Here is a 24,953-nt window from a genome sequence, read left to right as displayed (position 1 = left end):
TCTACTCCCATTTATGATTCTTTTGATTTAATATATTAAGTGAGCTAATCACACAAACTGCAAATGCGATCAGTACAATAACCCATAACCATGCTTTGTGTTCCTCACCAGCTTGCACTAAGAAATAAATTTCTAATGGCAATGTGTTCGTTAAACCAGGAATATAGCCAGCAATCATAAGCGTTGCTCCAAATTCTCCTAACCCTCTAGCAAAACTCATCACAACACCCGAGAAAATGGAACGTTTAGATAACGGTAAAATAATCGTTCTAAAAATTTTCCCTTCACTAGCACCCATCGTTCTTGCTGAGTTAAGCATCTTTGGATTAATAGATTGAAATCCATTCATTACATGTTGATACATTAGCGGCAAACTTACAATAATCGCTGCTATTACTGCACCTACCCACGTAAAAATCACATTGATATGCAATACATCAGATAAAAATTGACCGAAAAACTTATTCTTACCGAAGACAATAAGGAGTATAAAACCCATAACTGTCGGTGGTAATACGATTGGAAGCATAATGATGCTTTCAACTACAGGCTTTAATTTACCTTTATAATTGAGCATCAACTTTGCCAGAATAATACCTAGGATACACACAATGATTGTACTGATAATTGTTACTTTAATTGATATCCATAGTGGTGTTAAGTCTGGCATAGCTTTATCTCCTATCCATCAAAGTGATATTCTTTAAGAATTTCTTTAGCTTCTTTTGATTTTAAGAATTCAAACCATTCTTTAGCTTCTTTCTTGTCAGTAACAAGACCAGCTCTATAAGTAATTGGATGATCTAAAGGTGCATCCGCTAATTTAACAACGTTATCGACTTTTTTATCTTTACCTTTATACATATCTGTTGCGTATACAAATCCTGCTTCTGCATTTTCTTTTTGAACATAGTTTAATACTTGTTTTACATCTTTAGCGAAAACAAATGTACTTGTCATGCCGTTATATAAATCTTCTTTTTTCAAATATTCTACAGCGTAACGACCTGCTGGTACACTTTTTTCTTCACCAATTGCGACTTTGTTTGGTGCACTAACATCTTTAATATTTTTGATGCTAGAGTTTTCGTATTTAATGATAATTAATTTATTTTTAGCGTAATCATAAACTTCTTTAACTTTTTTACTATCTTGTAATTTATCAACATCAGAAGTGTTAGCAGACATTAATACGTCTACATCTGCGCCAGCTTCTACTTGTTTACGTAAACTACCTGAACCACCGTAATTGAATTTAATATTCGTATTCGGATGCTTCTTCTTAAATTCTTTTTCTAGAGCTTTAGAAACATCTGTCAAACTTGCTGCTGCTGATACTGTTAACGTCTTGCTTTCAGTTTCTTTTTTAGCTTTATCTTGGTTAGATTCTGTGCTACAACCAGCTAATACAAGTAACAAAGCAAAGACTAATGTTAAAAATCTTTTCATGACTTCTTTCCTTCCTTTTTAGATATGTACAAACTTAATTTACACCTTTATTTATACTATTGTAAGGCTCAAGTACATTTTTTCACAAATTATCCTTAAAGTATAGTGAAATTTGTAATTATAGGGAATATCCTTATTTATTTGAGGCTACTCCCTACCTATTATTGCATCGGTATTTCTTCTAAATCTTTAATCGGTTTTTCATAATAGTCTCTATCTTTTTTAGCGTTAAATCTGTCCGCTTTTTCTACTTTGACTGTTATGTTGTAATCAGGAATCTTAGCGTATTTCTCATATCTACCTCTAGGTAATAAGTAGTTGCCTTCAGGGAAATAGACTTCAATGTTCCCTTTTAATATATCTACATATTTTGCGACACCTTGGAATACGCCGAATCCATTATGTAATACAACTCCTTCACCTTCAGCGATGCTTAACCTATCAGCATCTTCTTTATTCATTAATACATCATATCTTCCACCATGGTTAAAGGATTCATAATCACCATATACCATTGAGTTAAATTGTTTACCTCTTCTTGTCGTTAACATGAAATCATCAGGTTGTCTGTTTAAGTCTGGAATGTCTACACTGATTAAATGACCTTTGCCATCTTCAGTTGGACAAATACCATCTTCACATAACCAAGCGCCACCCCACTGGAAGACATCTCCTTGATTTTTTAAATGTTGGATACCATCATAATCTGGATTTGCTTTAGCAATCTCTTCTCTAATAGACTGACCATCTTTAAAATCAATTAAATGTGCTTGTTCAGGTTTAACACGTTTAGCTAAATCAATATATATTTGCCACTCTGATCTTGCTTCTTTTATTCTATTTTGATTCCCTTCAATTACTGGTGAGTAGTAAACCATGCGTTCTGTCGAAGTAGACGTGCCACCACCATCTTGCTCATATCGTGTCTTCGCAGGTAAAACAATAACCGTTTCTTTCGCATCAACTAAAGTTGACGTATTTAAAATAATATCTTGATGTACTCTAAGTTCTAGATTTTCTAAAGCTTTTTGTATAAATGTTGGGTCAGGCATTGTTTCTAGGAAATTCCCACCGGACATGTAATAACATTTAATTTTACGTTCATGATCATCAGGTAACATTATATTTTCTAACGTTACACCGACCGTATCACCTTGCCAATCCGCGATATCAAATCCCCATAACTTCTCAATACGCTTTTTATTTTCTCCATCAAAAGCACCGCCTGGTAATACAAATGGATCACAGCCCATTTCTCCAGTACCTTGCACACTAGAATGTCCTCTAAACGGCATTAGACCGCTATGTTTTCTACCTAAGAATCCTCTTAATAAAGCTAAATTACATACTTGTGATATATTATCCGTCGCAAACTCATGCATCGTTAATCCTAGTGCCCAGGCAAATACAGCATTTTGAGCATTGGCAAGTTCAAGCGCTAATTTGTAAATTTGATCTTTAGAAATACCACTTGATTGTTCAATCTCTTCCCATGACTGCTTCTCGACTGTTTCTTTAAGTTCTTCATAGTTTGTAACATGTTCCTCAACAAACTTATGGTTAATTGCAGAACCGTATGCTTGTTCTTCCATTTCAAACCAGTGTTTCATAATACCATGCATAAATGCAATGTCACCACCAATATTGACTTGGTAGAATTCGTCTGCAACATTTGTACCAAATAATGCTGATTCTGCTACAGATGGAATCCAATATTTATCCATTGCTGGTTCTTTATATGGATTGATAACGATGATTTTTGTTCCTTTTTTCTTTGCTTCAAGCATATATTTAGTTGAAACTGGCGAAGCATTAGAAGCTACACTTCCCCAAAACAGTAATACGTCCGTACCTATCCAGTCTTGGTAATTCGCGGTTGAAGCTCCAACACCTACTGAACGTTTCATCGCCGTTTTACTAGGTGAATGACATATTCTAGAAGCATTGTCGATATTGTTAGCACCTAAATATCTCGCGACTTTACTTGCAACATAATATGATTCATTCGTAATACCTCTTGAAGTTAAATAAAAAGCATAATTTCTCGGATTCAATGATTTCATTTTTTGTGCTATTGTTTGCATCGCTTCTTCCCAAGAAATACGTATAAACTTACGATCGCCTTTTCGTCTCATCATTGGATAAGGAATACGACCTAATTGTCTTAATTCTGTGCTATTATATTTTCTCAATTCATCTATATCTTGATGTAAAATTTCTGGTTTAATTTCTGGCATTGTATTGAGTCTTAAAACATTAAATCGTGTTGTACACATGTGAGGACCGGTTAAAGTTTGATCGCTTAATCCAGATACACCTAATGCACAACCGTCACAGACACCTTTAGTGATAATATTTTTAGCGTAATTTAAATTATCTTTATTATCCCAAACTATTTTCATTGTATCTCTTATATGTTTAGGCTTTACTTTACCTAGTCCAAAAGGTATTGGACTCACCCAAAATTCTGGTGCCGGCTTTAAATCTTTCTTCATAGGACCTTGATGTTTAGTCTTACCCATTTTTACCCCTCCATGATTTCACTTATATTTATTATATGAAATCACAATATATTTTGAAAGTGCTTTCACTTTATTATTAGTAGGTTACAAAGTAAAATAAACCTATTAAACAATTATTTAAATGGGGAATTATTATGAAGCAAAATATGACTTACAATCTGCCAATATTAAAATACCAAAACGGTCAATTTATTGAGACAACGGATAGCTACGTAACAGAATTTCCTATTACGATTATTATAAACGGAGAAGAGTTTGCAACAATCGTTTGTTCACCTAAAGATTTAGAAGAACTCGTGCTCGGATTTATTGCTTCTGAAGGAGTTATAAAGAAGAAATCTGAAATTAAATCTATTTCAATAGACGATTCTAAAGGTTTTGCGCATGTAGAACTCACGAAAGAGATTGATGTCAATTTCAAAAAGAATACACAACGCATGATTTCGTCGTGTTGTGGTAAAAGTAGAGCGTTCTATTTTAATAACGATGCCGTAACAGCTAAAGTGTCACAATCTAAATTAAACATTACGCCTCAACAAATTATAACTATGATGGATAAACTACATGAAGAAAGTAAGATTTTCAAAGAAACGGGTGGTTTGCATAATGCTGCCATAAGTGATGGAGATGACTTCTATTTACATCGATCCGATATAGGTAGACATAACGCATTAGATAAATTATATGGTTATTGTATAGAACATGACATTCCAATCAGAAATAAAGTACTCATCTTTAGTGGAAGAATTTCCTCGGAAATATTAATCAAAGCATCTAAAATTGGTGTTGGCATCATCTTGTCTAAATCAGCACCAACTAACTTAGCAATTGGATTAGCACATGATTTAAATATAACAGCCGTTGGATTTATAAGAGATGGCAGCTTTAATGTATATAGCCACGCTAATAGAATACAAAACCAATCCTAACAATAAATAAACAGGTTGAGACATCATTGCTGCCTCAACCTGTTTTTATTTGTATTCTTTTAATGTTTCAAATTGAAATCCACTATAAATATAACCTTGTCTTTTATACATATCTTTAGCTGTATCTTCACCATCAGCTACAAGAATTATTGGTTTATCTTTAGCGATTTCTGCTACGAAGGCTTGCATTTTCGTTCCTATACCTAACCTTCTATATATTTCTCGAACACCAAAGCTATCTAATTCTACATACTTCTCATTCATCCATATAAGCAACATACCTGCAGGCTTACCTTTATAATAAGATAATACTTGAATCGGATTATCACTATGTAATTGTTTTTTATTTAATTCAACTTTAAGCTCTGCATAATCTTTGCCATATGCTTCATCTTGTTCATATGATACGTTCAAAAAATCAACAATGTTATCCTCATTCGTTAGAACAACTTCAATGTCTTGATTGGCATCACTTTCAAAGTTCTTCTCAGCATTGATATATAATTCTAACCAACCTGTTTCATAACCTTGAAATTTTAAATATTCTCTTAATTCAATATCGATTGTTTCATTTTCAGGAAAGACAAATTTAAGAAAAGGCTGATTATTTTTTTCATGGATTTCTTTTAACATTGCTTCATCTGCTTTAAACGTATCTATGTCTGGCATTTCTTTATATACAATTTTGTTAGAATCATACTGAATACGTTTATCCAATGTTTGGTAATGTATATACCTATTTGTTTCAGTCAAAACCTTTCCATCTGTTTCTATATCTTTAAATGAAACCATCGTTATTCACCTCATTAAGTATTTCTTAATCGTTTTATTTCGGGTACGTTCTTCAAACTAAATAATAACATAGTTGCTAATATTGCTTTAACAATATCACCTGGTAAAAACGTTGCTGCTAATATGTATCTTTTAGCGATTGAAATATTCATAAATTCACCCATCACAAATCCGCCAATTAAATTGAGTAGTAGAACCCCAATGACAATATTAATTGTTAACGCATATGTAAACGAGAGATCTTTCCACTTTCTATCTATAAAGAATCCAATTAAAAATGCAACAACTGGGTAGCCGAATAAGTAACCAGCAGATGGACCAAAGAATACACCTAGTCCACCTCTACCACCTGATAATAATGGCAGTCCTGTTGCAACAAGTAATAAGAAGATAATTACACTTAATGTACCTCTTTTATATCCTAATAAACATCCCGCTAATATGATACCAATATTTTGTAGAACGATTGGTACCGGCATAAACGGTAATGGAATTGGTGGTATAAATGCTAATACTGAAATAAAAGCAGTAAACATTGCTATAATAACGATATCTTTAGTTTTCAAATTCTTCACTCCTAATATAAGATAACGATATTATACCACATTGTTAACCAATGTAAATTACAGGTTAACAATTATTTTATAAACATGAAATAGCACCATATAAAGCTGAATCATTTCCTTTTGAAGTGACTTCAATTTTGGCATGACCATAATCAGTTGGTAAATAATCATCGATAAATGGTTCAATCAATGAAAGTAGTCTTTCTTCTTGTTTAGAAATACCTCCGCCAATCAGTATTATTTCTGGATCAAACATAATTTGAACTTGCGCAATACCTTCTGCTACGTGTTTAGCCCATTGATTAAGGATGTCTTGAGCTTTTTCATCATTTTGATACGCCAAATCAAATAATTTCTCGACTTGAACCTCTTCATTGTAATTGGCACTGATTAATTTTTTTAAAGCTGTCGTTGAGCCTCTATCTTCATATGTTGTATCCGTTTCTTTGTCATATAATAAATAGCCTATTTCACATGCTCTATACTTTTTACCTTCTAGTAATTGATTTTCATAATATGCGCCACCTATACCCGTACCAATTGTCATTAAAAATATCGATTGAACTGCTCTATCAAACGTTAACAATTCACCAAGTAACGCGCATGATACATCATTATTAACCGCTACTTTACCAGCAATATGTGCTAATGATTGTTTAAAATTTGTACCATTATAATATGGTATCGTAGGGCCAGCATATGTAATTTCACCTTTATGTGAATCAACAACACCTGCAGTAGAAATTCCGACTTCTGGTTTATTTAAGTTAAATTCTTTTGTATATGATTCTACGATTCCCTTAACTGCTTCAACAATACCCCCATCTTTATTATGTGGTGTTTCAATTTTTTGATAACTATGTATTGTGTGGTGGTCATCAATTGCACCAGCTTTAATAAATGTACCACCTATATCAATTGCAATTTTCATAATATCCTCCTAAATAGACAAATGTGTCGTCATAAGTTCTTTAGCTAATTGAACATCTTTATTGGCAATTGCTTCTATAATTTTCTTATGCATTTCATTCGTTTGAATATAATTAATTTCTTTCCCTTCTTCTTCAATATGATAGAAGTAAGACTGAATAACAGAGCTTAATTGTTCAAATAATACATTTCCTGTAGTACTTAATAACGTTTGATGAAATGCCTTATCATTCTCATAATGATTGATAACATCTTCATTTACAATTGCTTTTAATTCACTGATATCCTTATCCAATTTAACGATTTCTTCAATAGCTGCACATTCAAAAATAATTCTCAATGAAAGTAAATCATTTTTCGAACCATTTGCGACTTGAAAACTAAATAGAAATCCTTCAACTAAACTAGAGATATCTGGTGCTTTGATAACCGTTCCTCTTCCTTGAACTGTCTCGATCACACCTGTATGTTCTAGATAACTCAAAGCTTCTCTTACAACTGAACGACTCACGCCATACATTTCAGTAAACGCACGTTCTGTCGGTAAGCGATCCCCTTCTGTCATGCCTTTATCCAAAATATATTGCTTAATTTCTTGTAATACTTGCGACTTCAAACTTTGGACTTCAATCTTATCTAATTTACCCATCATTTTTGCTCCAATTCTTCTATCCACTCAACGACTCTAGACAGATGTTTATTAATAATGTCATGTGCTAAAGTTAAATTTTGTTTCTCAATTGCTTCTATTAAATCAGCATGTTCTTTGTAAGATTTTTCTATATCTTCTTTATCAACGATTTGATTAAACTGGTTCTTATCGAAATACTCTTTAATAACTTTACTCATTGTGATTAATGTTTGATTTTCAGTAAAGATAATAATCGTTTCATGAAAGGCTGAATCATAGTGCGCGAATTTTTGAGATTTGTTGAAAGACTCATAATAAATATCATTCAAATCTCTTAGTTTATTCGCATCGATTACGATTTTATTTTCTATTAAGAGTCGTATCGCACCAAGTTCTAATATTTTACGCACTTCCAGTAATTCTTTAATTTTAAAACCATGCACTTTCATATGTGACTCAAAAAGCATTGATAAATGTTTATTCTTCTCTGTTATAAACATGCCACTTCCTGATTTAACTTGAATGAGACCACTTTGCTGCAAGCGACTAATCGCTTCTCTCACAACTGTGCGACTCACCCCTAATTGTTCGACAAGCATTTTCTCTGAAGGTAGTTTATCTCCATTATCAAATTGATGTTCTGCTATATATTCTTTTAATTTTTCAACAGCCACATCAACGAGTGATGTTCGTTTCATCATTTTACCTACCTCCTCTTAATTATTTATTTTATCATAAGTGATGTATCAAATAATAAAACGATTGACAGAAGAATATGTATTCGCTTACAATATGATTATAAATTGGTCTGACAATATTATCAATTAATAAATATAAAGGAGTTTTTTTAAATGAAAGGATTATATTCTGCATTACTCGTGCCATTTGATGAGGAAGGCAATATTTTAGAATCAGGTTTAAGACAAATCATTCGCCAAAATATCGATAAACAACAAGTAGATGGTTTATATGTAAATGGTAGTTCTGGTGAAAATTTCTTAATGAATACTGAACAGAAGAAGAAAGTCTTTGAAATTGTTAAAGACGAAGTAGGATCAGACGCTAAATTAATCGCACAAGTTGGTGCATTAGATTTAAACGAATCGATCGAATTAGGTAAATTTGCTACAGAATTAGGTTATGATGCGTTATCAGCTGTAACACCATTTTATTACCCATTCAAATTCGAAGAGATCAAGTATTACTACAATGCCATCATTGAAGCTACTGGTAATGAAATGATTATTTATTCAATTCCAGCATTAACTGGTGTTAACTTATCTATACAACAATTTGAAGAACTTTTCGAAAATGAAAAAATCATCGGTATTAAATATACTGCTGCTGACTTCTACTTATTAGAAAGAATTAGAAAAGCATTCCCAGACAAATTAATACTTTCTGGCTTTGATGAAATGCTTATTCAAGCTGCTGTGTCAGGTGTAGATGGTGCGATTGGTTCAACTTATAACATCAATGGACAACGTGCTAGACAAATCTTTAATTTAGCTAAAGAAGGCAAAATTGAACAAGCATATGAAATTCAACATGAAACAAACGATATTATTGAGCAAGTATTAGCTTTAGGTATTTATCCTACTTTAAAAGCTGTTCTTAATGAAAATGGCATTGAGGCTGGTACGACTAAACGACCACTCGCGCCATTAGATGAAGCATCACTCAAAAAAGTTAAAGAACTTGTTTCTAAATACAATTTATAATTATTTGATGTACAAAGGGGATGTCATATTATGAATGAAGTAGGATTTGGTACAGGAAACTGGATTGCATTAATTTTATATTTAATTGCAACGTTATTAGTAGGTGTATATTTTACAAAAAGAGCTGGTCAAGATACAGACGCGTTCTTCAAAGCAAAAGGTAGAGTCCCTGCATGGGCAGTTGGATTCTCAATTTATGCGACAACTTTAAGTGCGATTACTTATATGGGAACACCAGAAAGAGCATTTAATACAGACTGGTCTTATGCAGCAGGAAATATCGCCATTATCGCGATCATTCCATTACTGATTTATTTCTATATTCCATTCTTCAGAAAGCTTGATGTAACAACAGCTTATGAATATTTGGAAGAAAGATTTGGTATCACAATGCGTGTTATTGGATCTTTAGCATTTACATTATTCCATATTGGTCGTGTTGCGATTGTTATTTATTTACCAACATTAGCAATCACTTCCGTTTCAGATATTAACCCATATTTAATCGCAGCGTTAGTTGGATTATTATGTGTTATCTATACGTTTATGGGCGGTATAGAAGGGGTTATTTGGAGCGACGTTATTCAAGGTATTATCTTATTAGGTGGTGCTGTTGCCGTTATCTTCTTAGGTGCTTTCCAAATTGATGGAAACTTCGGTACAGTCTTAAATGAAGCTGTACAAGATAAGAAGTTTGTCTCAGTGGATAACTGGAAATTCGGGACTGCTGCCGCTGCAATTCCAATTATATTTATTGGTTCTATCTTTAATAACTTACACCAATACACTGCCAGCCAAGATATCGTTCAACGTTATCAAACAACTGGTTCAATATCATCAACAAACAAATCATTATGGACTAACGGGTTATTAGCGTTTATTACAATCCCTATCTTCTACGGAATGGGAACTGTGTTGTATTCCTTCTATAATAATGTTACATCTTTACCAGAAGGATTTAATACATCAGCTATCGTACCTTATTTCATTCTGACACAAATTCCACCATTTGTTGGCGGATTATTAATCGCTGCTATATTTGCTGCAGCACAATCAACAATTTCTTCAAGCTTGAACTCAATTTCAGCCTGTGTAGTTGTCGATTTAAAACAAAGATTTTCTAAAACAAATAACGCTAAAAATGATGTATTATTAGCAAGAATCATCATTATTCTTGCAGGTGTCTTTGGTACATTAGCATCATTATACTTAATTAATCAAAAGACAAACGAAACTTGGGATTTATTCTTACTTGTAACAGGACTATTCGGTGTACCAATCGCCGGCGTGTTTGCAGTAGGTATATTCACTAAGAAAGCCAATACTTATGGTGTTATCATCGGACTAATCGTCGCAGCAATCGTTTCTTACTTTGTAGGAAAAACAGATATCACACCATTTACAGTATCCGTTATCGGTTTCTTTATCGCATTTATTGTAGGTTACTTAGCAAGCTTACCATTCGCAAAACACAACAAGAATATCGTAGGCTTAACCATTCATACAATTAACGATCAATACGTGAAAGAAACAAAATAATGAACTATATTAAAAGCAGGGACATCGGGGTCCCTGCTTTTTATTTTTTATTTTTTATATAATGTTCTTTAATCTTCTTTATGACCTTCCCCTAATTCTAATTCCTTTCTAAGTGCACGTTGTAAAGTCTGACTAAAGTTAATTTTCTTTTTTTTGCCTAACTCTACCATATATTTAGGGAGAGTTACCATTTTATTTACCGTCTTATTTTCTTCACGTAACCTCACAATATTTGTGTCTACTTTAACTAGCTGAAGTTGTTGCTGACTTTTTAAATTTCTTGCAAGATCATGATAGTTAGTAGGATTAGGAATATAATCATGGTCATCCTCCATTACTAATAAATGACCTCCTAGAGCATCAGAAGCCATATCAATAGCATCCTCTATATTTTCACCAAAAGTATTAGCTCCAGGCAGATCAGGAAATGAAACATTGTAAAATTTATCTTCTTTTTCTAATAAGGCATAAAAATGGTATTTCATATCATCCACTCCTATTATATTACTTCTATTGTTATCTCATTTTTTACTTATATTATATCACCACTAAAACATATGTTTAAACATATGTAAATTTTTAAGACAATAAAAAAGCAGAGACTGACGTCCCTGCTTTTTATATTCTGATAATGAGAATCGGTGTTATAGCATTTGCTATTGATTATTCAGCTTTTTTAAGAATTTCATCTTTTAAGTATTTACGTTGCATTTCTAATGAATATGGATCGTTATACCAGAATGTTTGTGCATCAATTTCGATGACTTTATCATTTTTAACTGCTGGAATTGATTTCCATGATTCAGTTTTAGTGAATTCTGGTTTTGCTTGTCCTTTTGTTACTGGTAAGAATAAGTAATCTCCAGAATATTTTTCAATTTCTTCTTGAGAGATTTTTTTCCAACCGTCTTTCTTAACATCTTTTTCAATGCTTTCTGGCATTGCTAAACCGAATGCTTGGTATAATACTTCTGTTCCTCTACCCCAGTTTTCACCGTAAGTATAGATGTCTTTTTGGAATGCTTCAATAACTGATACTGTAGTATCTTCGCCGATTTTATCTCTAATTTCTTTCCCGTCTTTAGAAGTTTCTTTCTTCCATTTTTCTACCCATTGTTTAGCTTTATCTTCTTTACCAACTAATTTACCTAATTCTACTTGCATGTCTAAGTAATTGTGTTTTGCATAGTCATAAGGAATTGTTGGAGCGATTTTATTATATTTCTTTAAGTTTTTATCTGCGTTATATGTAATGATTAAGTCTGGTTTTAATTTAGCTACTTGTTCAACATTGTCTTCACTAACTTTTTCAATACCTTTAATTCTATCTTTAAGTATTGGTGTTTGATCTGTAGAAGCTGGTACACCCACAGGTTTAACACCTAAGTGTAATAAGCCACCAACGTATGATGGTGCTAGTACAACAATACGTTTAGGGTTTTTCGGGATATCTATTTTTTTACCGTCGTCTAATTTATAACTTACTGTCTCTTTACTTGATTTTGTTTTACTGCTGCTCTCTTTCTCATCAGATTTATTGCCACAAGCAGCAACAACTAATGCTAAAGCCATAATAAACACTAAAAGTTTCTTCATAATTATCCTCCCAATTGATAATGACTCTCATTTTCATCTTTGTCTATTATATAACCCTTCAATATATATAGCAATAGAATTTTTAAATTTATATAACTTTTTTATTCTATTTTACAATAATAATGATGTATGCAAATACAACAAAAAAATACCGATAAAAGACGTTACGTCATTTTATCGATATTTGAATATTATGATTTATTTTTACTTGGTAAAGTTTTAACAAAAGTGAATAATACAACAGTTTGGAAGAATAGCATGATGCAAAGACCTATGCGAATATAAAAATGATCAACCATCCAAATTGAAAAGCCTACTACGATATATACACTTATAAGCAGTTCGAATTTTTTCTTTAAAGTGTACCCTCTATATTTTTGAAAATCTTCTACATATTCTTTATAAACTTTTGTGCTTACTAACCAACTATGGAATTTATCTGAACTTTTAGCAAAACAAAATACTGCTAATAATATAAAAGGTGTTGTAGGTAATAACGGCAATACAGCGCCAGCAAATCCTAATATAGTAGCAAGTATACCAACTGATATTAATACAAATTTCATGCGGAAACCTCACTTTTAACTCATTATGTTCATTATAAGAACGCATATTATAAAATTGCAAGTAAAACATTTCAACTTATTGTTTAATAATTTATCAAATGCTAAAATTAATTAATTAACATCTTTTAGAATCGAGGGGCTTATAAGTGCAAAACAAACAACTAAAAGGTACTTTATTAGTGATGCTTGGCGCTACTTTTTGGGGATTAGGTGGAACAGTTACTGAAAAGTTATTTACAGAATATCATTTACCTGTTTCATTATTTGTAGCTGAAAGATTGATATTAAGTGGATTTTTCCTTTTGCTCATTGCAAAATTAATTCAGAAACATCCTTTAACAAATATATTTAGAGTCAAACATTCATTATTTCAATTGATTATATATGCTTTATTCGGCATGTTAGGTGTGCAATACACATTTATGGCGACAATTGATAAAGGTAATGTTGCAATCGCTACTTTGTTACAATTTTTAGCACCAGTCGTCATATTACTATATTTACTGATCACTAGAAAAAGCAAATTTAGAATAACAGATATCATCATTATTGTGTGTTCACTATTTGGAACGAGCTTATTATTAACAAATGGTGATTATGCCACATTATCAGTCCCTCCAAATGCAATCGTATGGGGATTATTAACAGCTTGTGCAGCTGCTTTTTATACTGTATATGCTGTTAAATTATTTTTAAATTGGCCATCTCTTGTTGTTATCGGTTGGTCAATGTTTATTGGCGGTATTGCACTTTCAATTATCAACTTAGACTTCTCATTTCCTTGGCATTTATTAGATGTTCAAGGTGTGATTTATTTCATCTTTGTGATCACTTTCGGAACGATGTTTGCTTTTTGGATGTATTTAGAAAGCGTGAAGTATATTAGCCCACAAACAACTGCATTATTTGGTGTGCTTGAACCCGTAACAGCAGTTATATCTTCTGTTCTATGGTTAAAAGTACCATTTGGATTGTGGCAACTTATTGGCATGATTGTCATCTTGGTTGTCGTACTATATATGTCAGTAGGCATGAAACCAAGACGTAAAAAACGTAAAAAAGTCATACAAACAGATCAATTATAATAAAAAATTGGGTTGAGACATGATGTTATGTCCCAACCCAATCCTTTTATTTAAGTTTACTTCTTTCTTCTCTAGCTTTTTTAGCTAATTTTGTAATGGTTACATCATCCATCGGCGGATTGTGTAAGCCAGCTCTTATATCTCTATAATAGCGTTGCAATGGCCTTTCCATTTGTAAGCTTTTCGCACCTACAATTCTCATCGCGATATCGATGATTTTAATAGAGTGATTCACAACAACATGTTTAGCTGCACCTAATTCAACATCTATAACCGCATCTGTTATAGAAGGATTTAAATATTTATTGATTACACTATATATATAATGTCTTGCTGTCGTTAATTCTAATTCCATCTGACCAATATTTTGTTGAACAGCTGGAATATCAGCAATTACGCCATCGATACTTCCAGGACTATATTCATTTGCAAAATCAACAGCATAATCTCGTGCTGCTTGGCCAATACCTAAGTATACTGCTGGAATATGTAAATTCCACGGGTTGATATTATTGCCTCTTGGGCCATTCGCAACTTCTACTAAGTATTTCTCATGTACTTTAACATCATCTAACACTAAATCATGACTTTCAGTAGCACGCATACCTACCATATTCCAATTCTCTGCTATTGATAAACCTTCAGATTCTCTTGGTATTAAAAAGAAACCGAGTGCTTCTTTTTCAGGTACATATGCACCAACAAGAAAATGCGTTAACCTTTGACTCATTGTTGTAAATGTCTTAACACCATTTATAATGTAATGATCTCCGTCACGATCAGCATGTGTACTTGGACGTGCGCCTCGAGTTGGACTGCCTGTTTCCGCTTCACTTACAGCTCTATTAACAATCGCACCATTTAATACTTCTTCAGCAAATTCATCTAATAAATCTTGCGTCCATAATTTTTCTTGATAAATTTGACCAACTACACCCATATGCCAACCAATGGCTAATGCCGTCGCACCATCAATTCTACCTAGTGTTTCTTGGAATAAAATGATATCTTCTGGTGTCGCACCTTCGCCACCATATGATTTAGGAAGTACAATTTTCGTATAGCCTTCATCAATTAACCAATTTATATTTTCATATGGAAATTCTGAATTTAAATCATTTTTTTCAGCGTATTTTTGTAATGACGCTTTATGATTTTCTATTTTATTAACCCATTTTTGTTGGAATTCATTCTTAATAAATAAATCTCTACTCATCGTGTCCACACTCCTTATTATCACTTTATCATTGTATTTATTTGCTTTCAATATATATCCGAGCATACCAATAAGTTTTTATAAAAAACAGGCAATACTGAAATTCACGATCGGTATCAGTATGTGCCTGTATAAAATTAATGATTAATATGACTCTCCAAGTTCATTGAAGTCTTGGTCATTGTATTTTTCTTCATCTAATTGTCCTGTAATTTTAGCAGTAGCTGTACCAGCTAACATTGAATCATTAACATTCAATGCTGTTCTACCCATATCGATTAATGGCTCAACTGAAATTAATACCCCTGCTAAAGCAATAGGTAAATTCAATGTTGAAAGTACGAGTATAGCGGCAAATGTTGCACCGCCACCTACACCTGCTACACCAAATGAACTGATGACTACAACACCGATTACAGATAAGATAAACGGTAAATCAATGTCAATACCTGCACTTGGCGCAATCATCATAGCTAACATCGCTGGATATATACCCGCACAACCATTTTGTCCGATTGATAAACCGAATGAACCTGCAAAGTTAGCAATACCTTCTGGAACACCTAATCTAGTTGTTTGTGTTTGAACATTTAATGGTAACGTTCCTGCACTTGATCTAGACGTAAACGCAAATAGTAACGTTTCACTAGCTTTTTTAACATAAGTAGCTGGGTTTAAACCAACAACAGATACTAAGATTAAATGGATGATGAACATCGTAATTAATGCTGCATAAGAGGCCACAACAAACTTACCTAATGTCCATACTGCTTCAAAGTTACTTGTCATCACCGTTTTAGTCATAATCGCTAAAATTCCGTAAGGTGTTAATCTTAATACAAAAGTAACGATTCCCATAACTAAGGCATAAATCGCATCTATACCTCTTTTGATTAAGCTACCTTTTTCAGGTTCTTTTCTCATCACACGTAAGAAACTAAATCCAACAAATCCTGCAAATATAACAATCGCTATTGTTGAAGTTCCTCTAGCACCTGTGAAATCTAAGAATGGATTTGCAGGTAACAATTCAAGAATTTGTGATGGTAAATTATTAGCCGTCATATCTTTAGAAGTTTGTTCAATTTCTTGACCACGACTATTTTCCACACTACCTAAATCTATTTGTGATGCATCTAAATTGAATAGCATCGCATAAATAATACCAACTAAAGCTGCAACAGCAACCGTTCCTAATAAGAATGTAAATATCCAAGCACCAGCTTTAGCAAAGTTTTGACCAATTGTTATTTTAGTAAATGCTGAAACAATTGATATAAAGATAAGTGGCATCACGATCATTTGTAATAGTTTTACATAACCAGTACCTACAATATCAAACCATGAAGCTGTCGACTCTGTTACTTTAGAATCTACACCGTAAATAAGATGTAAAGCTAAACCAAACACAATCCCTATTCCTAAACCAATAAGAACACGTTTAGAGAACTTTACATGTTTCTTATTTAAATAACCTAATAAACCAATAAATAATAAGAAAACAATAATATTAATAACTACCCAAAGTGTTTCCATTAAAGGACCTCCCAAAAACATTTAATTCCGATACATTAAATAAGAATACACTTTAAAAATATGTTTTGCAATACGTTTTTCTTTTTCTAAAATTTCAGATAAATACAATCAAAAAAACATACTAAGATCATTGTTTGAATAAACTTAGTATGTTTTAAATTATAATGATTTTTTTAATTACTTACGGTCGCTTTAGTTACAGTTCGTCCCACTTTTGTTACTAACGGCCTCCTTAGTTACAGTTCAACCAACTTTTGTTACTATAGGCCTCCTTAGTTACAATTCCACCGACTTTTGTTACTAACGGCCTCCTTAGTTACAATTCCACCGACTTTTGTTACTATAGGTGCTCTTAGTTACAATTCTGCCGACTTTTGTTACTATGGCGGCTCTTAGTTACAATTCTGCCGACTTTTGTTACTATAGGCGTCCTTAGTTACAATTCCACTGACTTTTGTTACTAACGACCGCCTTATTCACAATACAAGACTGTCTTCAAATGTCCAAGATTTATCGGTTAATATATTTCTATAGAATGGATCTTTACCGATTAACTTAATTTCATCTGCTAAGCTTTCGACTTCATCTAAATGGTGAGTTGTTAATATAATGAGTCTTGTTGTTTTTAAATGATTTAATAATTTATGAATATCAAATCTAGATTTCAAATCAATACCTACTGTTGGTTCATCTAAAATTAATATACTTGGATTTCCGAGCAGTCCGATTAATAAATTAACTTTACGTTTTGTTCCTCCAGAAAGCGAAGAAATTTTTGCTTTTCTTTCATATAAATTTAACTGGTTACAGTAATCTTCTATAAGCTCTGAAGATATAGGTTGTTTATTTAATGCTTTAAAAAATTCTATATTTTCGTTAACTGTCATATGTTCAAATAGTGCAATATCTTGAGGTATATAACCTATGATTTCTTTGATTTTTTTATTGCTTAACTTTTTCCCAAAATAACGGATATCTCCACTATCTGGATTTTCTAATGCTGTAATCATTCTAAGTAATGTCGACTTACCCGCACCATTTTCCCCTAATAATACAGTCAGTGTTTTATCTTTAAATGTTGTATTAAAGTCATGGAAAATTTCTTTATCTTTATACTTCTTTGATAAATGCTCTATTGTAATCATGTATACACCTCCTAAACTTGAAAATACAAATATAGACAACTTATTGCGATAGACCATATGATAGACATAAATAATTTATGACTAAGCGTATTTATTTTAAATAAGAATATACTTAAGACACTTTCATATATAAACAATGTCATCAATAAGACTAAATAAAATACAATGCTTAATGACCATGATAGTAGTAAACTCGTGATGACTACAATCGCGAATAATAATATGACATGACTCAATATATAATACGTAAATAATTTTAATTTTGTGCCATTAAACATCATTAATCGCTCTAGTGCAGCATTTTGTTTCAGTCGTTGATGCAATACAATTTGACTACAACTTACAATTAATAGTAATGCAACATATACTGCTGCACCAATCGAAACATCTGAATGCTTTTGAACTGCATGGTGTTCCATTTTAGAGTGAGGCGTATTTTTAATATATGCTTTTTTAATTTTTTGCATCGATACATCTTGTTTGGATTTCTTTAAATGATCCTCAATGATGACGGGTATTTGCTGTTTGTATAAAGCTTTACTCGTCACTTCTAATGCAATTTCTCCAATGAAATCATCTTTGTAATATAACGGAATGCTATCACGTAGACGATTTTCTTTTAACCGTTTACTAAAATCATCAGGTATTTGTAAGCTTACAATTGCTTGCTTTTTTTGAATGACATCTTCAATATATGCCTCATTCTTAGGTAAACGTATAACTTCTAAATATTTTGTTTGCTCTAAAGTATGCACTAGCTCTTTTGAAGATTGAGATTCATCCAAATCTTGAACTGCTATTGGCATTTTAAATAATTGATTGCTAGATGCTTGAACACCTACAATGATCAATATTGTAATTAACAGTAACGCCACTAAAGTTACATATTGTTTCCATTGCTTTTTAACAACTAAATGAAAGATTGATTTCATCGGCGATACCTCCAATACAAAGCAGAGATTACTAATACAAGCATAATACCTAAATGCCAATAATACATTGGATGTGTGTCAATGATGTAATTATTTAAAAGCATTTCTACTAGCTGATTAAACACAATTGAAAATGGTAATGCCTCAATCAATCCTGCACTCAAACTTTTCAAATAAATGATTGGAATCACAGCGCCAGATAACAATAAGATTACTAGCGTTAATAAAACTTTAAACAAATAATTCAATATATTTCTAAACGCAATATCTATAAACAGAAATACTAAAAATATCATAACTAAATAATAAGCGATATCTAAAATAAGTTGCCCAATATTATACATTTCAAAATCTGGTTTAAGAAAATGTATGATAACCCATAAACCAAGTATGCTCCATAGTGTAGTATAGAAAAGACTAAACACACCCCTTACAATTGTTAACTTTTCATAAGAGAAATGATACATGCTTAATCGTTCTTTTAATGCATCTTTTTGATTCATTTTTAAAATGCTAAAAATTGAAAAGAAGAAGAAAAAGATAGATACAAAATAAGTAGAAATTGTATAATAACTGAACGTATCAAATACTTTGATAGGCTCATCATCAAAGGAGCCGCTTCTATTTAACCCAGTAAATAACATATCTGTCATCATCGTTAACAATTCATTTTCGGATGCACTAGGATAAAGAGATGTATATGACATCGCCCCACCCATCGACAACATTAACCGGCTATATACCGAATCTGTTAACTGCAAAATAATAATACTTTCAACTGATTGTTTATCATATGTATTCACAACTATTGGTAACTCACCATTTTTATAAAATGCTTTCGTCATGCCATCTTTAAAGACAAAATAGCCATCAATTTTCTTTTTTGATAATAGTTGTCGAGCTTTCTCTTCATTATAATGCTTTATAGACAAATCATTTCCGAGTGATTGCCCATCACCTATCGCATTTAAAATTAACTTTGTTTCTTTAGATTGATCTTTATCTACGATTCCAATTGTAAACGCCTGATCTTTTTCATTTACTTGGTTAACCCCAATCATAACGGCCAACACAGCTAAAAATAATAATAAAATATATGCAATCAAATACCACTTTTTAATTAAAAAAGAGTGGTATATGTTGAACAATTTTATTGTCGACATATAACCACTCCTCTCTAATTATTGAATATCTTTCGCAAGATCTTCTCCTAAATCTTGTAGCTTATCTTCTATTTCTTTTGTTAAATCATCAACTTCTGAGTCTGATAATGTATTAAAGTCAATCGCGCCATCTTTCTTGAATTTAATGTCTTTTTTCAGTTCAGTTTTACCATCCATAATTAATTTAATATTTTCACCATTCACATCGAAATCAACATTTAATTTTTGTTTTTGTTGATTGTTTTTAGTGTCTGTTGTTAAATTATGGTCGTAATTTAAGTCTAAGCTTTGACCGCTAGATGGTGCAATCGTCACTTTACCTTTATCTGTACGTTTATCTCCATCAACTTTAGATTTATTATCTAATTTTAATGTTGTTGTTGAGTATGAATTTTCTTTGATTTCTAAATCATATTTATCGCTAATTTCATCTTTACCAGTTGATTTACCTTTAAGTGTAAGTCCACCGTCTTCACCTGGTGCTGATACTTTATAATCTACTTGTACGCCATCATCGATAACATTTGTACCTTGAATTCTAACTTTTTCATTATCTTTATTTGTAATTGTTAAGTCACGTTTCAAGATTTCTTTACCGTCTACGTAGATGATAGATTTCACTTTAGGATAATTTTTTACATCTTCGTCTTTAGCTTTCTTCAATAAATCTTTAATTTCTTTATCGTACTCTTTTACATTACCTTGTTTTTCTACGATGTTTTTAATATCTTCATCTTTTTTAGCTTCTTCAAGAATTGCTACAACGATTTTCTTAGTATCTTTTTCACTTAAGTTCATTGTTACTTTTTTCAATTCTTTTTCATCATCAAAAATCTTAACTTTTTCTTTATCTTTTTCAAAGTTATCGTCATCTAATTGATCAACAAATAAGTCACTATATCTTTTTGAGATTTTGTCGATTTGATCTTGAGAGATTTGAGAGCTAGATAAGATCGTATTTAAATTTAAAGAATCATTTGTAATTTCTTGTCCGTCTGTTGAATCTAATGATTCACCAGTAGCTTTTTCGATTCCTTTTTTAATTTCATTATTTTTTACTTTATATATGTCTTTAAATAATGGTGTTTCTAAATATTGATTATTTTTGTCTGCGCTCCATTGGAAGTTACCAATCTTGTTGTCTGCAATTGTAGGTTCAATACCTAATTTAGAGTTTTTCGCTTTAGGATCATGCCCCACATTAAAGACAATATTCGTTGAGTCGATAACTGACTTTGGTATGCCTAATTGAGAAACTAATGAATCTGATACTTCTGCTCCAAATTTGAATGATGTTTCATAAGATTCATCTTTCATTTTATCTTGGAATTCAGTTTCGTTTTCAAATCTGTCGTTAAAGTATTCTTTCCAAGATTTTGCTGATTCTTGTTCACTTAATAAATATGTATTCTTTGGCGTATTTGTTAGAAAATAATATGTTGCTGCGCCACCAATTCCTACTATTGCAAGAAAGGCTACTACAATTCCTATAATTAGTAACTTTAATTTAGTAGACATTTAAACACCTCTTTTTAAAATTTATAACCATATCATAACAAATGTTACAACATTATGACATAATATTTTAAAAATAATTATATTTTTTTGTAAATACACATTTTTCCTGGCGTATTATAACTCATCTTCATTTTATTTTTTTTCATTTTGATAATTTGATATTTGGATGGCCATAATGCTGGTATATATGCATATCCCAGTATTTGCTTCCATAAAGGATCTATATAATAGTAATACTCATCATCATATCCAATTAATAAAGTTACATGGATATTTGTAACATAGGATTTACCTTTATCACCGATTTTAAAAATTTTGCGAATCGGTTTAGCTCCTAATGTCGTATGATATATTACAACCGGATGACCTTTATCAATTATCTTCTCTAGATCTTCAAGTTCAGTACCCGTACCATCAATAATTTCTGAATCATATCTATTTAGAAATTCTGCAAGTACATTCGGAAAAATAGTTTGATGATGTCCAAATTTGATTAGAAAATGATTGCCTACATATCCCTTTTCTGGGTTATCTGAATGTGTTGGCCACTTTCTCATAATAGTCGTTGCATTAATATCTTTATTATAGAAATTAAGCAGCATCGAACTTGCCGTACCTTCACACCCCATAACCATTGGTATAGGAAATAATTGACTTTTCGGTTTAACATTTAATAATTCGCCCATAGAGGTTCTCCTTTTACGATATCTTCTTAAATAAATTCGTTTGTTTATACATATAATATATCATTTAACATTTAACTACATAGTATGAAAAAGCGGGACAGAGCATCTTTTACTAAAAAGATTTCTTTATCCCGCTTCTCGATATTATTATAGTATTTCAGCTTCAATTTCCATTAATAATTTTTTTATCTTTTTATGTTGAACTTTTGATACTTGTAACGCAACTGTTCTCTCATCTTGATCATTTCTCTTTTTAGAAATAAGTCCTTTTTCTTTTAAGTTTTGCACGGCTTTTGAAATATAATATGGCTTAAATTTAGATTGTTTAATGATATCTTTAACGTTGTAACAATCTTTTTCTCCTTTATATATATAAACTAAAATATATATTTCTTCAAACGAGAGTGCAAATTGACTTTTGATATTTGCGATATAATCTTTTGATTTCCTAGTTGTAACAACTAATTCAACGATGTTTCTGATTGGTACTGATACTGATTCCATTGCAAATCAACTCCTTAAAATAATCTAATAAATAGTTGAATTGGTATATTGTGCAATCTTTAGTATCTATAGCATTTTTCCCTTTCAACACAATGATTTAATAATATTTATTATTTTATAATGACTTTTAAAAACATTCAATAAATTTTCAAACAATCACTTTTCAACATTTCCAACTTTACGAAAAACCCTTATATATCAAGCCTTACAGCGTACATTTTACAAAAAAATTACCTGTGTATATAGTTTTTATTTATGACATTTTAAAAAAATATTACTTTTTAAATATAAAGAATTCCTACCATAAATTGAATAATATATAATAATGATGATGGCAGATTTTCTTTTGCATTTTCCTAATTTTGTTTAAAACAAAAAATCTGGTACATCTTAATGTACCAGATTTAAAGATTGTATATTATTTTTTCTTACCTAATGTATCAACGAAACTTAATGCAGATAAACCTAAAAGTGTCAAAGCATGTTTAGCACCTTTAAAGCCATGTCCAGCTTCATAGTGTTTATATGCTGCAACTGTCATAACCGAACCTACAAGTACTGAACCTAATCTTGATAAAGATTTGTTGCAAGCACTTAAGAATAAGAAGATAGAACCTACTAATTCAAGTCCACCAGCTAATTTCATAGCATTTCTTGAAAGGCCGAATCCTTCTTCGAATTGTTGAGCCATACCGTCGTCATCTTTCACTTTTGGTTGACTTGAATCAAAAATTTGTTTACCTACATATACATTTAATAAATATCTTAACATTACTTAATTTCCTCCTTATTTTTCATATATTCATCTACAATCGGTTTAACTTGCTCACCTAATAGTTGAATAGATTTTAATACTTTTTCATGTGGCATAGAGCCTACTGGTAAATGTAACATAAATCGATTAATACCTAAATCTTCATGCAGTTTAATAATTTTAGCTGCAACTGTTTCAGGACTTCCAACAAACAATGCACCATGAACAATTTCTTGTTCGAATTTTTCCATTGAATACGGTGGCCATCCACGTTCTCGGCCTAATTGATTTATAACATATGCACTTGATGGATAATATTCTTCCATAGCTTGTTCATCAGTTTCAGCAATGTAACCCCATGAGTGTGTCGCTACAGGTAATTTAGATGTATCAAAACCATTTGATTCAGCAACAGCTTTGTACATTGCCACATTACGTTTAAAACGACTTGGCGCCCCTCCTATAATAGCATAAGTGATAGGTAATCCCAATTTTCCTGCTCTCATAGAAGATTCTGGATTACCTCCAGTTGCTAACCAAATAGGTAATTTATCTTGAACTGCTCTTGGAAATACTTTTAAATGATCAATTGCAGCTCTTGTTTGTCCTTGCCAAGTCACGGTTTCATTTTCATTAATTTGCATTAATAAATCTAATTTTTCTTTATAAAGTAAATCGTAATCTTTTAAGTCATATCCGAAAAGTGGAAACGACTCAATAAATGATCCTCTACCTGCCATAATTTCTGCTCTACCGTTACTAATCGCATCTAATGTAGCGAATCTTTGATAGACCCTAACAGGATCGTCAGATGATAATACTGTTACTGCTGATGACAATCTAATGTTTTTAGTTTGACTAGCCGCTGCTGCTAATACTGTAACTGGATCTGATACTGCATAATCTTCTCTATGGTGCTCCCCTAATCCATAAATATCTAATCCTACTTGATCAGCTAGCTTAATTTCTTCAACAATTTGATTAATTCTTTCATGTGCAGGGAAAGGTTTGTCCACACCATTAATTGGAGAGATTTCAGCAAATGATGATAATCCTAATTCAAATTTCATGTTCTCACCTCGATATAATTATTATACTAGATATAATTATAGTACTAAATTGTCATTTGTCAATAATATTAATCAAAATAAAAAAGTAGCGCATGAACTTCTG

25 protein-coding genes are annotated in these 24,953 nt (G+C 31.7%); 4 read left to right on the top strand and 21 right to left on the bottom strand.

The genetic code is table 11. The annotated features are described in order from the left end of the window. Position 1: 1 nt before the first annotated feature. The 3 genes from modB to LQ677_RS05980 form a co-directional block, all read right to left on the bottom strand. Complete coding sequence (modB, locus tag LQ677_RS05990; protein ID WP_037589047.1) at positions 2–670, bottom strand: molybdate ABC transporter permease subunit; 669 nt, start codon at positions 668–670, stop codon at positions 2–4. Between the two features lie 11 nt (positions 671–681). Continuing rightward, on the bottom strand, positions 682–1,449 hold the full coding sequence (modA, locus tag LQ677_RS05985; RefSeq protein WP_239748170.1) for a molybdate ABC transporter substrate-binding protein: 768 nt from the start codon (positions 1,447–1,449) through the stop codon (positions 682–684). A 161-nt stretch (positions 1,450–1,610) separates the two neighbouring features. Further along, complete coding sequence (locus LQ677_RS05980; RefSeq protein WP_232158351.1) at positions 1,611–3,971, bottom strand: FdhF/YdeP family oxidoreductase; 2,361 nt, start codon at positions 3,969–3,971, stop codon at positions 1,611–1,613. 134 nt (positions 3,972–4,105) lie between these two features. Between LQ677_RS05980 and fdhD the strand changes: the two genes are divergently transcribed. Then, positions 4,106–4,900: a formate dehydrogenase accessory sulfurtransferase FdhD gene (gene fdhD / locus LQ677_RS05975; RefSeq protein ID WP_159315458.1), complete on the top strand. Its 795-nt coding sequence runs from the start codon at positions 4,106–4,108 to the stop codon at positions 4,898–4,900. Positions 4,901–4,945: 45 nt separating this feature from the next. Here fdhD and LQ677_RS05970 read toward each other — a convergent pair whose 3' ends face one another. The 5 genes from LQ677_RS05970 to LQ677_RS05950 form a co-directional block, all read right to left on the bottom strand. Then, entirely contained in the window at positions 4,946–5,692 is a 747-nt protein-coding gene (locus LQ677_RS05970; RefSeq protein WP_037589052.1) for a GNAT family N-acetyltransferase, read from the bottom strand. Between the two features lie 14 nt (positions 5,693–5,706). After that, the gene (locus tag LQ677_RS05965) at positions 5,707–6,258 is read right to left on the bottom strand and encodes a biotin transporter BioY (RefSeq protein WP_196307854.1); all 552 of its coding nucleotides are present in this window, start codon (positions 6,256–6,258) and stop codon (positions 5,707–5,709) included. A gap of 76 nt (positions 6,259–6,334) precedes the next feature. Next, positions 6,335–7,192, bottom strand: coding sequence for an ROK family protein (locus LQ677_RS05960; RefSeq protein ID WP_235906921.1), 858 nt, complete (start codon positions 7,190–7,192; stop codon positions 6,335–6,337). Positions 7,193–7,198: 6 nt separating this feature from the next. After that, on the bottom strand, positions 7,199–7,837 hold the full coding sequence (locus LQ677_RS05955) for a FadR/GntR family transcriptional regulator (protein ID WP_159315494.1): 639 nt from the start codon (positions 7,835–7,837) through the stop codon (positions 7,199–7,201). Beyond that, positions 7,837–8,520 carry a FadR/GntR family transcriptional regulator gene (locus LQ677_RS05950; protein ID WP_048541137.1) on the bottom strand — a complete coding sequence of 228 codons (684 nt, stop codon included), beginning with the start codon at positions 8,518–8,520 and terminating at the stop codon, positions 7,837–7,839. The genes LQ677_RS05955 and LQ677_RS05950 overlap by 1 nt, the downstream gene beginning before the upstream one ends. A 150-nt stretch (positions 8,521–8,670) precedes the next feature. On the opposite strand from LQ677_RS05950, the gene LQ677_RS05945 reads away from it, so the two are divergent. Both LQ677_RS05945 and LQ677_RS05940 read left to right on the top strand, forming a co-directional pair. Continuing rightward, positions 8,671–9,540: an N-acetylneuraminate lyase gene (locus LQ677_RS05945; RefSeq protein ID WP_204174858.1), complete on the top strand. Its 870-nt coding sequence runs from the start codon at positions 8,671–8,673 to the stop codon at positions 9,538–9,540. Positions 9,541–9,570: 30 nt separating this feature from the next. Beyond that, complete coding sequence (locus LQ677_RS05940; RefSeq protein WP_037589058.1) at positions 9,571–11,079, top strand: sodium:solute symporter family protein; 1,509 nt, start codon at positions 9,571–9,573, stop codon at positions 11,077–11,079. 68 nt (positions 11,080–11,147) lie between these two features. Here LQ677_RS05940 and LQ677_RS05935 read toward each other — a convergent pair whose 3' ends face one another. The 3 genes from LQ677_RS05935 to LQ677_RS05925 form a co-directional block, all read right to left on the bottom strand. Next, the gene (locus LQ677_RS05935; RefSeq protein ID WP_191836509.1) at positions 11,148–11,564 is read right to left on the bottom strand and encodes a type II toxin-antitoxin system HicB family antitoxin; all 417 of its coding nucleotides are present in this window, start codon (positions 11,562–11,564) and stop codon (positions 11,148–11,150) included. A 178-nt stretch (positions 11,565–11,742) separates the two neighbouring features. Continuing rightward, positions 11,743–12,675: an ABC transporter substrate-binding protein gene (locus LQ677_RS05930; protein WP_037589060.1), complete on the bottom strand. Its 933-nt coding sequence runs from the start codon at positions 12,673–12,675 to the stop codon at positions 11,743–11,745. Positions 12,676–12,866: 191 nt separating this feature from the next. Beyond that, the gene (locus LQ677_RS05925) at positions 12,867–13,241 is read right to left on the bottom strand and encodes a YbaN family protein (RefSeq protein WP_025906841.1); all 375 of its coding nucleotides are present in this window, start codon (positions 13,239–13,241) and stop codon (positions 12,867–12,869) included. Positions 13,242–13,387: 146 nt separating this feature from the next. On the opposite strand from LQ677_RS05925, the gene LQ677_RS05920 reads away from it, so the two are divergent. After that, positions 13,388–14,326, top strand: coding sequence for a DMT family transporter (locus tag LQ677_RS05920; RefSeq protein ID WP_037589061.1), 939 nt, complete (start codon positions 13,388–13,390; stop codon positions 14,324–14,326). A 46-nt stretch (positions 14,327–14,372) separates the two neighbouring features. Here the strand turns inward: LQ677_RS05920 and LQ677_RS05915 are convergent, their stop codons facing one another. The 10 genes from LQ677_RS05915 to LQ677_RS05870 form a co-directional block, all read right to left on the bottom strand. Then, positions 14,373–15,542 (bottom strand): acyl-CoA dehydrogenase family protein, encoded by a 1,170-nt coding sequence (locus LQ677_RS05915; protein ID WP_239748169.1) that lies wholly within the window; start codon positions 15,540–15,542, stop codon positions 14,373–14,375. Positions 15,543–15,686: 144 nt separating this feature from the next. Next, positions 15,687–17,078, bottom strand: a complete 1,392-nt coding sequence (locus LQ677_RS05910; RefSeq protein ID WP_037589064.1) for an L-cystine transporter — start codon at positions 17,076–17,078, stop codon at positions 15,687–15,689. 476 nt (positions 17,079–17,554) lie between these two features. Then, complete coding sequence (locus LQ677_RS05905; RefSeq protein ID WP_037589065.1) at positions 17,555–18,223, bottom strand: ABC transporter ATP-binding protein; 669 nt, start codon at positions 18,221–18,223, stop codon at positions 17,555–17,557. 11 nt (positions 18,224–18,234) lie between these two features. Further along, on the bottom strand, positions 18,235–19,155 hold the full coding sequence (locus tag LQ677_RS05900; protein WP_191836511.1) for an ABC transporter permease: 921 nt from the start codon (positions 19,153–19,155) through the stop codon (positions 18,235–18,237). After that, a complete protein-coding gene (locus LQ677_RS05895) occupies positions 19,152–20,318 on the bottom strand; it encodes an ABC transporter permease (RefSeq protein WP_037589069.1) in 1,167 nt (388 codons plus the stop codon). Before LQ677_RS05895 ends, LQ677_RS05900 begins: the two co-directional genes overlap by 4 nt. An 18-nt stretch (positions 20,319–20,336) precedes the next feature. Beyond that, entirely contained in the window at positions 20,337–21,836 is a 1,500-nt protein-coding gene (locus LQ677_RS05890; RefSeq protein WP_107578001.1) for a DUF6583 family protein, read from the bottom strand. Between the two features lie 77 nt (positions 21,837–21,913). Continuing rightward, positions 21,914–22,522 (bottom strand): C39 family peptidase, encoded by a 609-nt coding sequence (locus LQ677_RS05885; protein ID WP_191836512.1) that lies wholly within the window; start codon positions 22,520–22,522, stop codon positions 21,914–21,916. A gap of 147 nt (positions 22,523–22,669) precedes the next feature. Next, a complete protein-coding gene (locus tag LQ677_RS05880) occupies positions 22,670–23,026 on the bottom strand; it encodes a transcriptional regulator, SarA/Rot family (protein ID WP_037589073.1) in 357 nt (118 codons plus the stop codon). A 418-nt stretch (positions 23,027–23,444) separates the two neighbouring features. Then, positions 23,445–23,798: a DoxX family protein gene (locus LQ677_RS05875; RefSeq protein ID WP_025906850.1), complete on the bottom strand. Its 354-nt coding sequence runs from the start codon at positions 23,796–23,798 to the stop codon at positions 23,445–23,447. Continuing rightward, positions 23,798–24,850 carry an LLM class flavin-dependent oxidoreductase gene (locus LQ677_RS05870; protein ID WP_037589074.1) on the bottom strand — a complete coding sequence of 351 codons (1,053 nt, stop codon included), beginning with the start codon at positions 24,848–24,850 and terminating at the stop codon, positions 23,798–23,800. The genes LQ677_RS05875 and LQ677_RS05870 overlap by 1 nt, the downstream gene beginning before the upstream one ends. Positions 24,851–24,953 lie beyond the last annotated feature (103 nt).

The sequence above is a fragment of the Mammaliicoccus sp. Q-M61 genome, from assembly GCF_022386055.1.
In the GTDB taxonomy this organism is placed as follows: domain Bacteria; phylum Bacillota; class Bacilli; order Staphylococcales; family Staphylococcaceae; genus Mammaliicoccus; species Mammaliicoccus sciuri_A.
Note: the sequence above shows the minus strand (reverse complement) of the source record. Positions and strands in the feature narration are given on the sequence as shown.

What these genes read in the sequence shown, in the direction of transcription:
- LQ677_RS05925 (WP_025906841.1), bottom strand. Translation starts at nt 13,241, where the DNA reads ATGAAATTTGTATTAATATCAGTTGGTATACTTGCTACTATATTAGGA.
- LQ677_RS05870 (WP_037589074.1), bottom strand. Translation starts at nt 24,850, where the DNA reads ATGAAATTTGAATTAGGATTATCATCATTTGCTGAAATCTCTCCAATT.
- LQ677_RS05890 (WP_107578001.1), bottom strand. Translation starts at nt 21,836, where the DNA reads ATGTCTACTAAATTAAAGTTACTAATTATAGGAATTGTAGTAGCCTTT.
- LQ677_RS05910 (WP_037589064.1), bottom strand. Translation starts at nt 17,078, where the DNA reads ATGGAAACACTTTGGGTAGTTATTAATATTATTGTTTTCTTATTATTT.
- LQ677_RS05945 (WP_204174858.1), top strand. Translation starts at nt 8,671, where the DNA reads ATGAAAGGATTATATTCTGCATTACTCGTGCCATTTGATGAGGAAGGC.
- LQ677_RS05930 (WP_037589060.1), bottom strand. Translation starts at nt 12,675, where the DNA reads ATGAAGAAACTTTTAGTGTTTATTATGGCTTTAGCATTAGTTGTTGCT.
- LQ677_RS05980 (WP_232158351.1), bottom strand. Translation starts at nt 3,971, where the DNA reads ATGGGTAAGACTAAACATCAAGGTCCTATGAAGAAAGATTTAAAGCCG.
- LQ677_RS05875 (WP_025906850.1), bottom strand. Translation starts at nt 23,798, where the DNA reads ATGTTAAGATATTTATTAAATGTATATGTAGGTAAACAAATTTTTGAT.
- LQ677_RS05905 (WP_037589065.1), bottom strand. Translation starts at nt 18,223, where the DNA reads ATGATTACAATAGAGCATTTATCAAAGAAGTATAAAGATAAAGAAATT.
- LQ677_RS05900 (WP_191836511.1), bottom strand. Translation starts at nt 19,155, where the DNA reads ATGAAATCAATCTTTCATTTAGTTGTTAAAAAGCAATGGAAACAATAT.
- LQ677_RS05950 (WP_048541137.1), bottom strand. Translation starts at nt 8,520, where the DNA reads ATGATGAAACGAACATCACTCGTTGATGTGGCTGTTGAAAAATTAAAA.
- LQ677_RS05880 (WP_037589073.1), bottom strand. Translation starts at nt 23,026, where the DNA reads ATGGAATCAGTATCAGTACCAATCAGAAACATCGTTGAATTAGTTGTT.
- fdhD (WP_159315458.1), top strand. Translation starts at nt 4,106, where the DNA reads ATGAAGCAAAATATGACTTACAATCTGCCAATATTAAAATACCAAAAC.
- LQ677_RS05895 (WP_037589069.1), bottom strand. Translation starts at nt 20,318, where the DNA reads ATGTCGACAATAAAATTGTTCAACATATACCACTCTTTTTTAATTAAA.
- modA (WP_239748170.1), bottom strand. Translation starts at nt 1,449, where the DNA reads ATGAAAAGATTTTTAACATTAGTCTTTGCTTTGTTACTTGTATTAGCT.
- LQ677_RS05915 (WP_239748169.1), bottom strand. Translation starts at nt 15,542, where the DNA reads ATGAGTAGAGATTTATTTATTAAGAATGAATTCCAACAAAAATGGGTT.
- LQ677_RS05970 (WP_037589052.1), bottom strand. Translation starts at nt 5,692, where the DNA reads ATGGTTTCATTTAAAGATATAGAAACAGATGGAAAGGTTTTGACTGAA.
- LQ677_RS05955 (WP_159315494.1), bottom strand. Translation starts at nt 7,837, where the DNA reads ATGGGTAAATTAGATAAGATTGAAGTCCAAAGTTTGAAGTCGCAAGTA.
- LQ677_RS05940 (WP_037589058.1), top strand. Translation starts at nt 9,571, where the DNA reads ATGAATGAAGTAGGATTTGGTACAGGAAACTGGATTGCATTAATTTTA.
- LQ677_RS05885 (WP_191836512.1), bottom strand. Translation starts at nt 22,522, where the DNA reads ATGGGCGAATTATTAAATGTTAAACCGAAAAGTCAATTATTTCCTATA.
- LQ677_RS05935 (WP_191836509.1), bottom strand. Translation starts at nt 11,564, where the DNA reads ATGAAATACCATTTTTATGCCTTATTAGAAAAAGAAGATAAATTTTAC.
- modB (WP_037589047.1), bottom strand. Translation starts at nt 670, where the DNA reads ATGCCAGACTTAACACCACTATGGATATCAATTAAAGTAACAATTATC.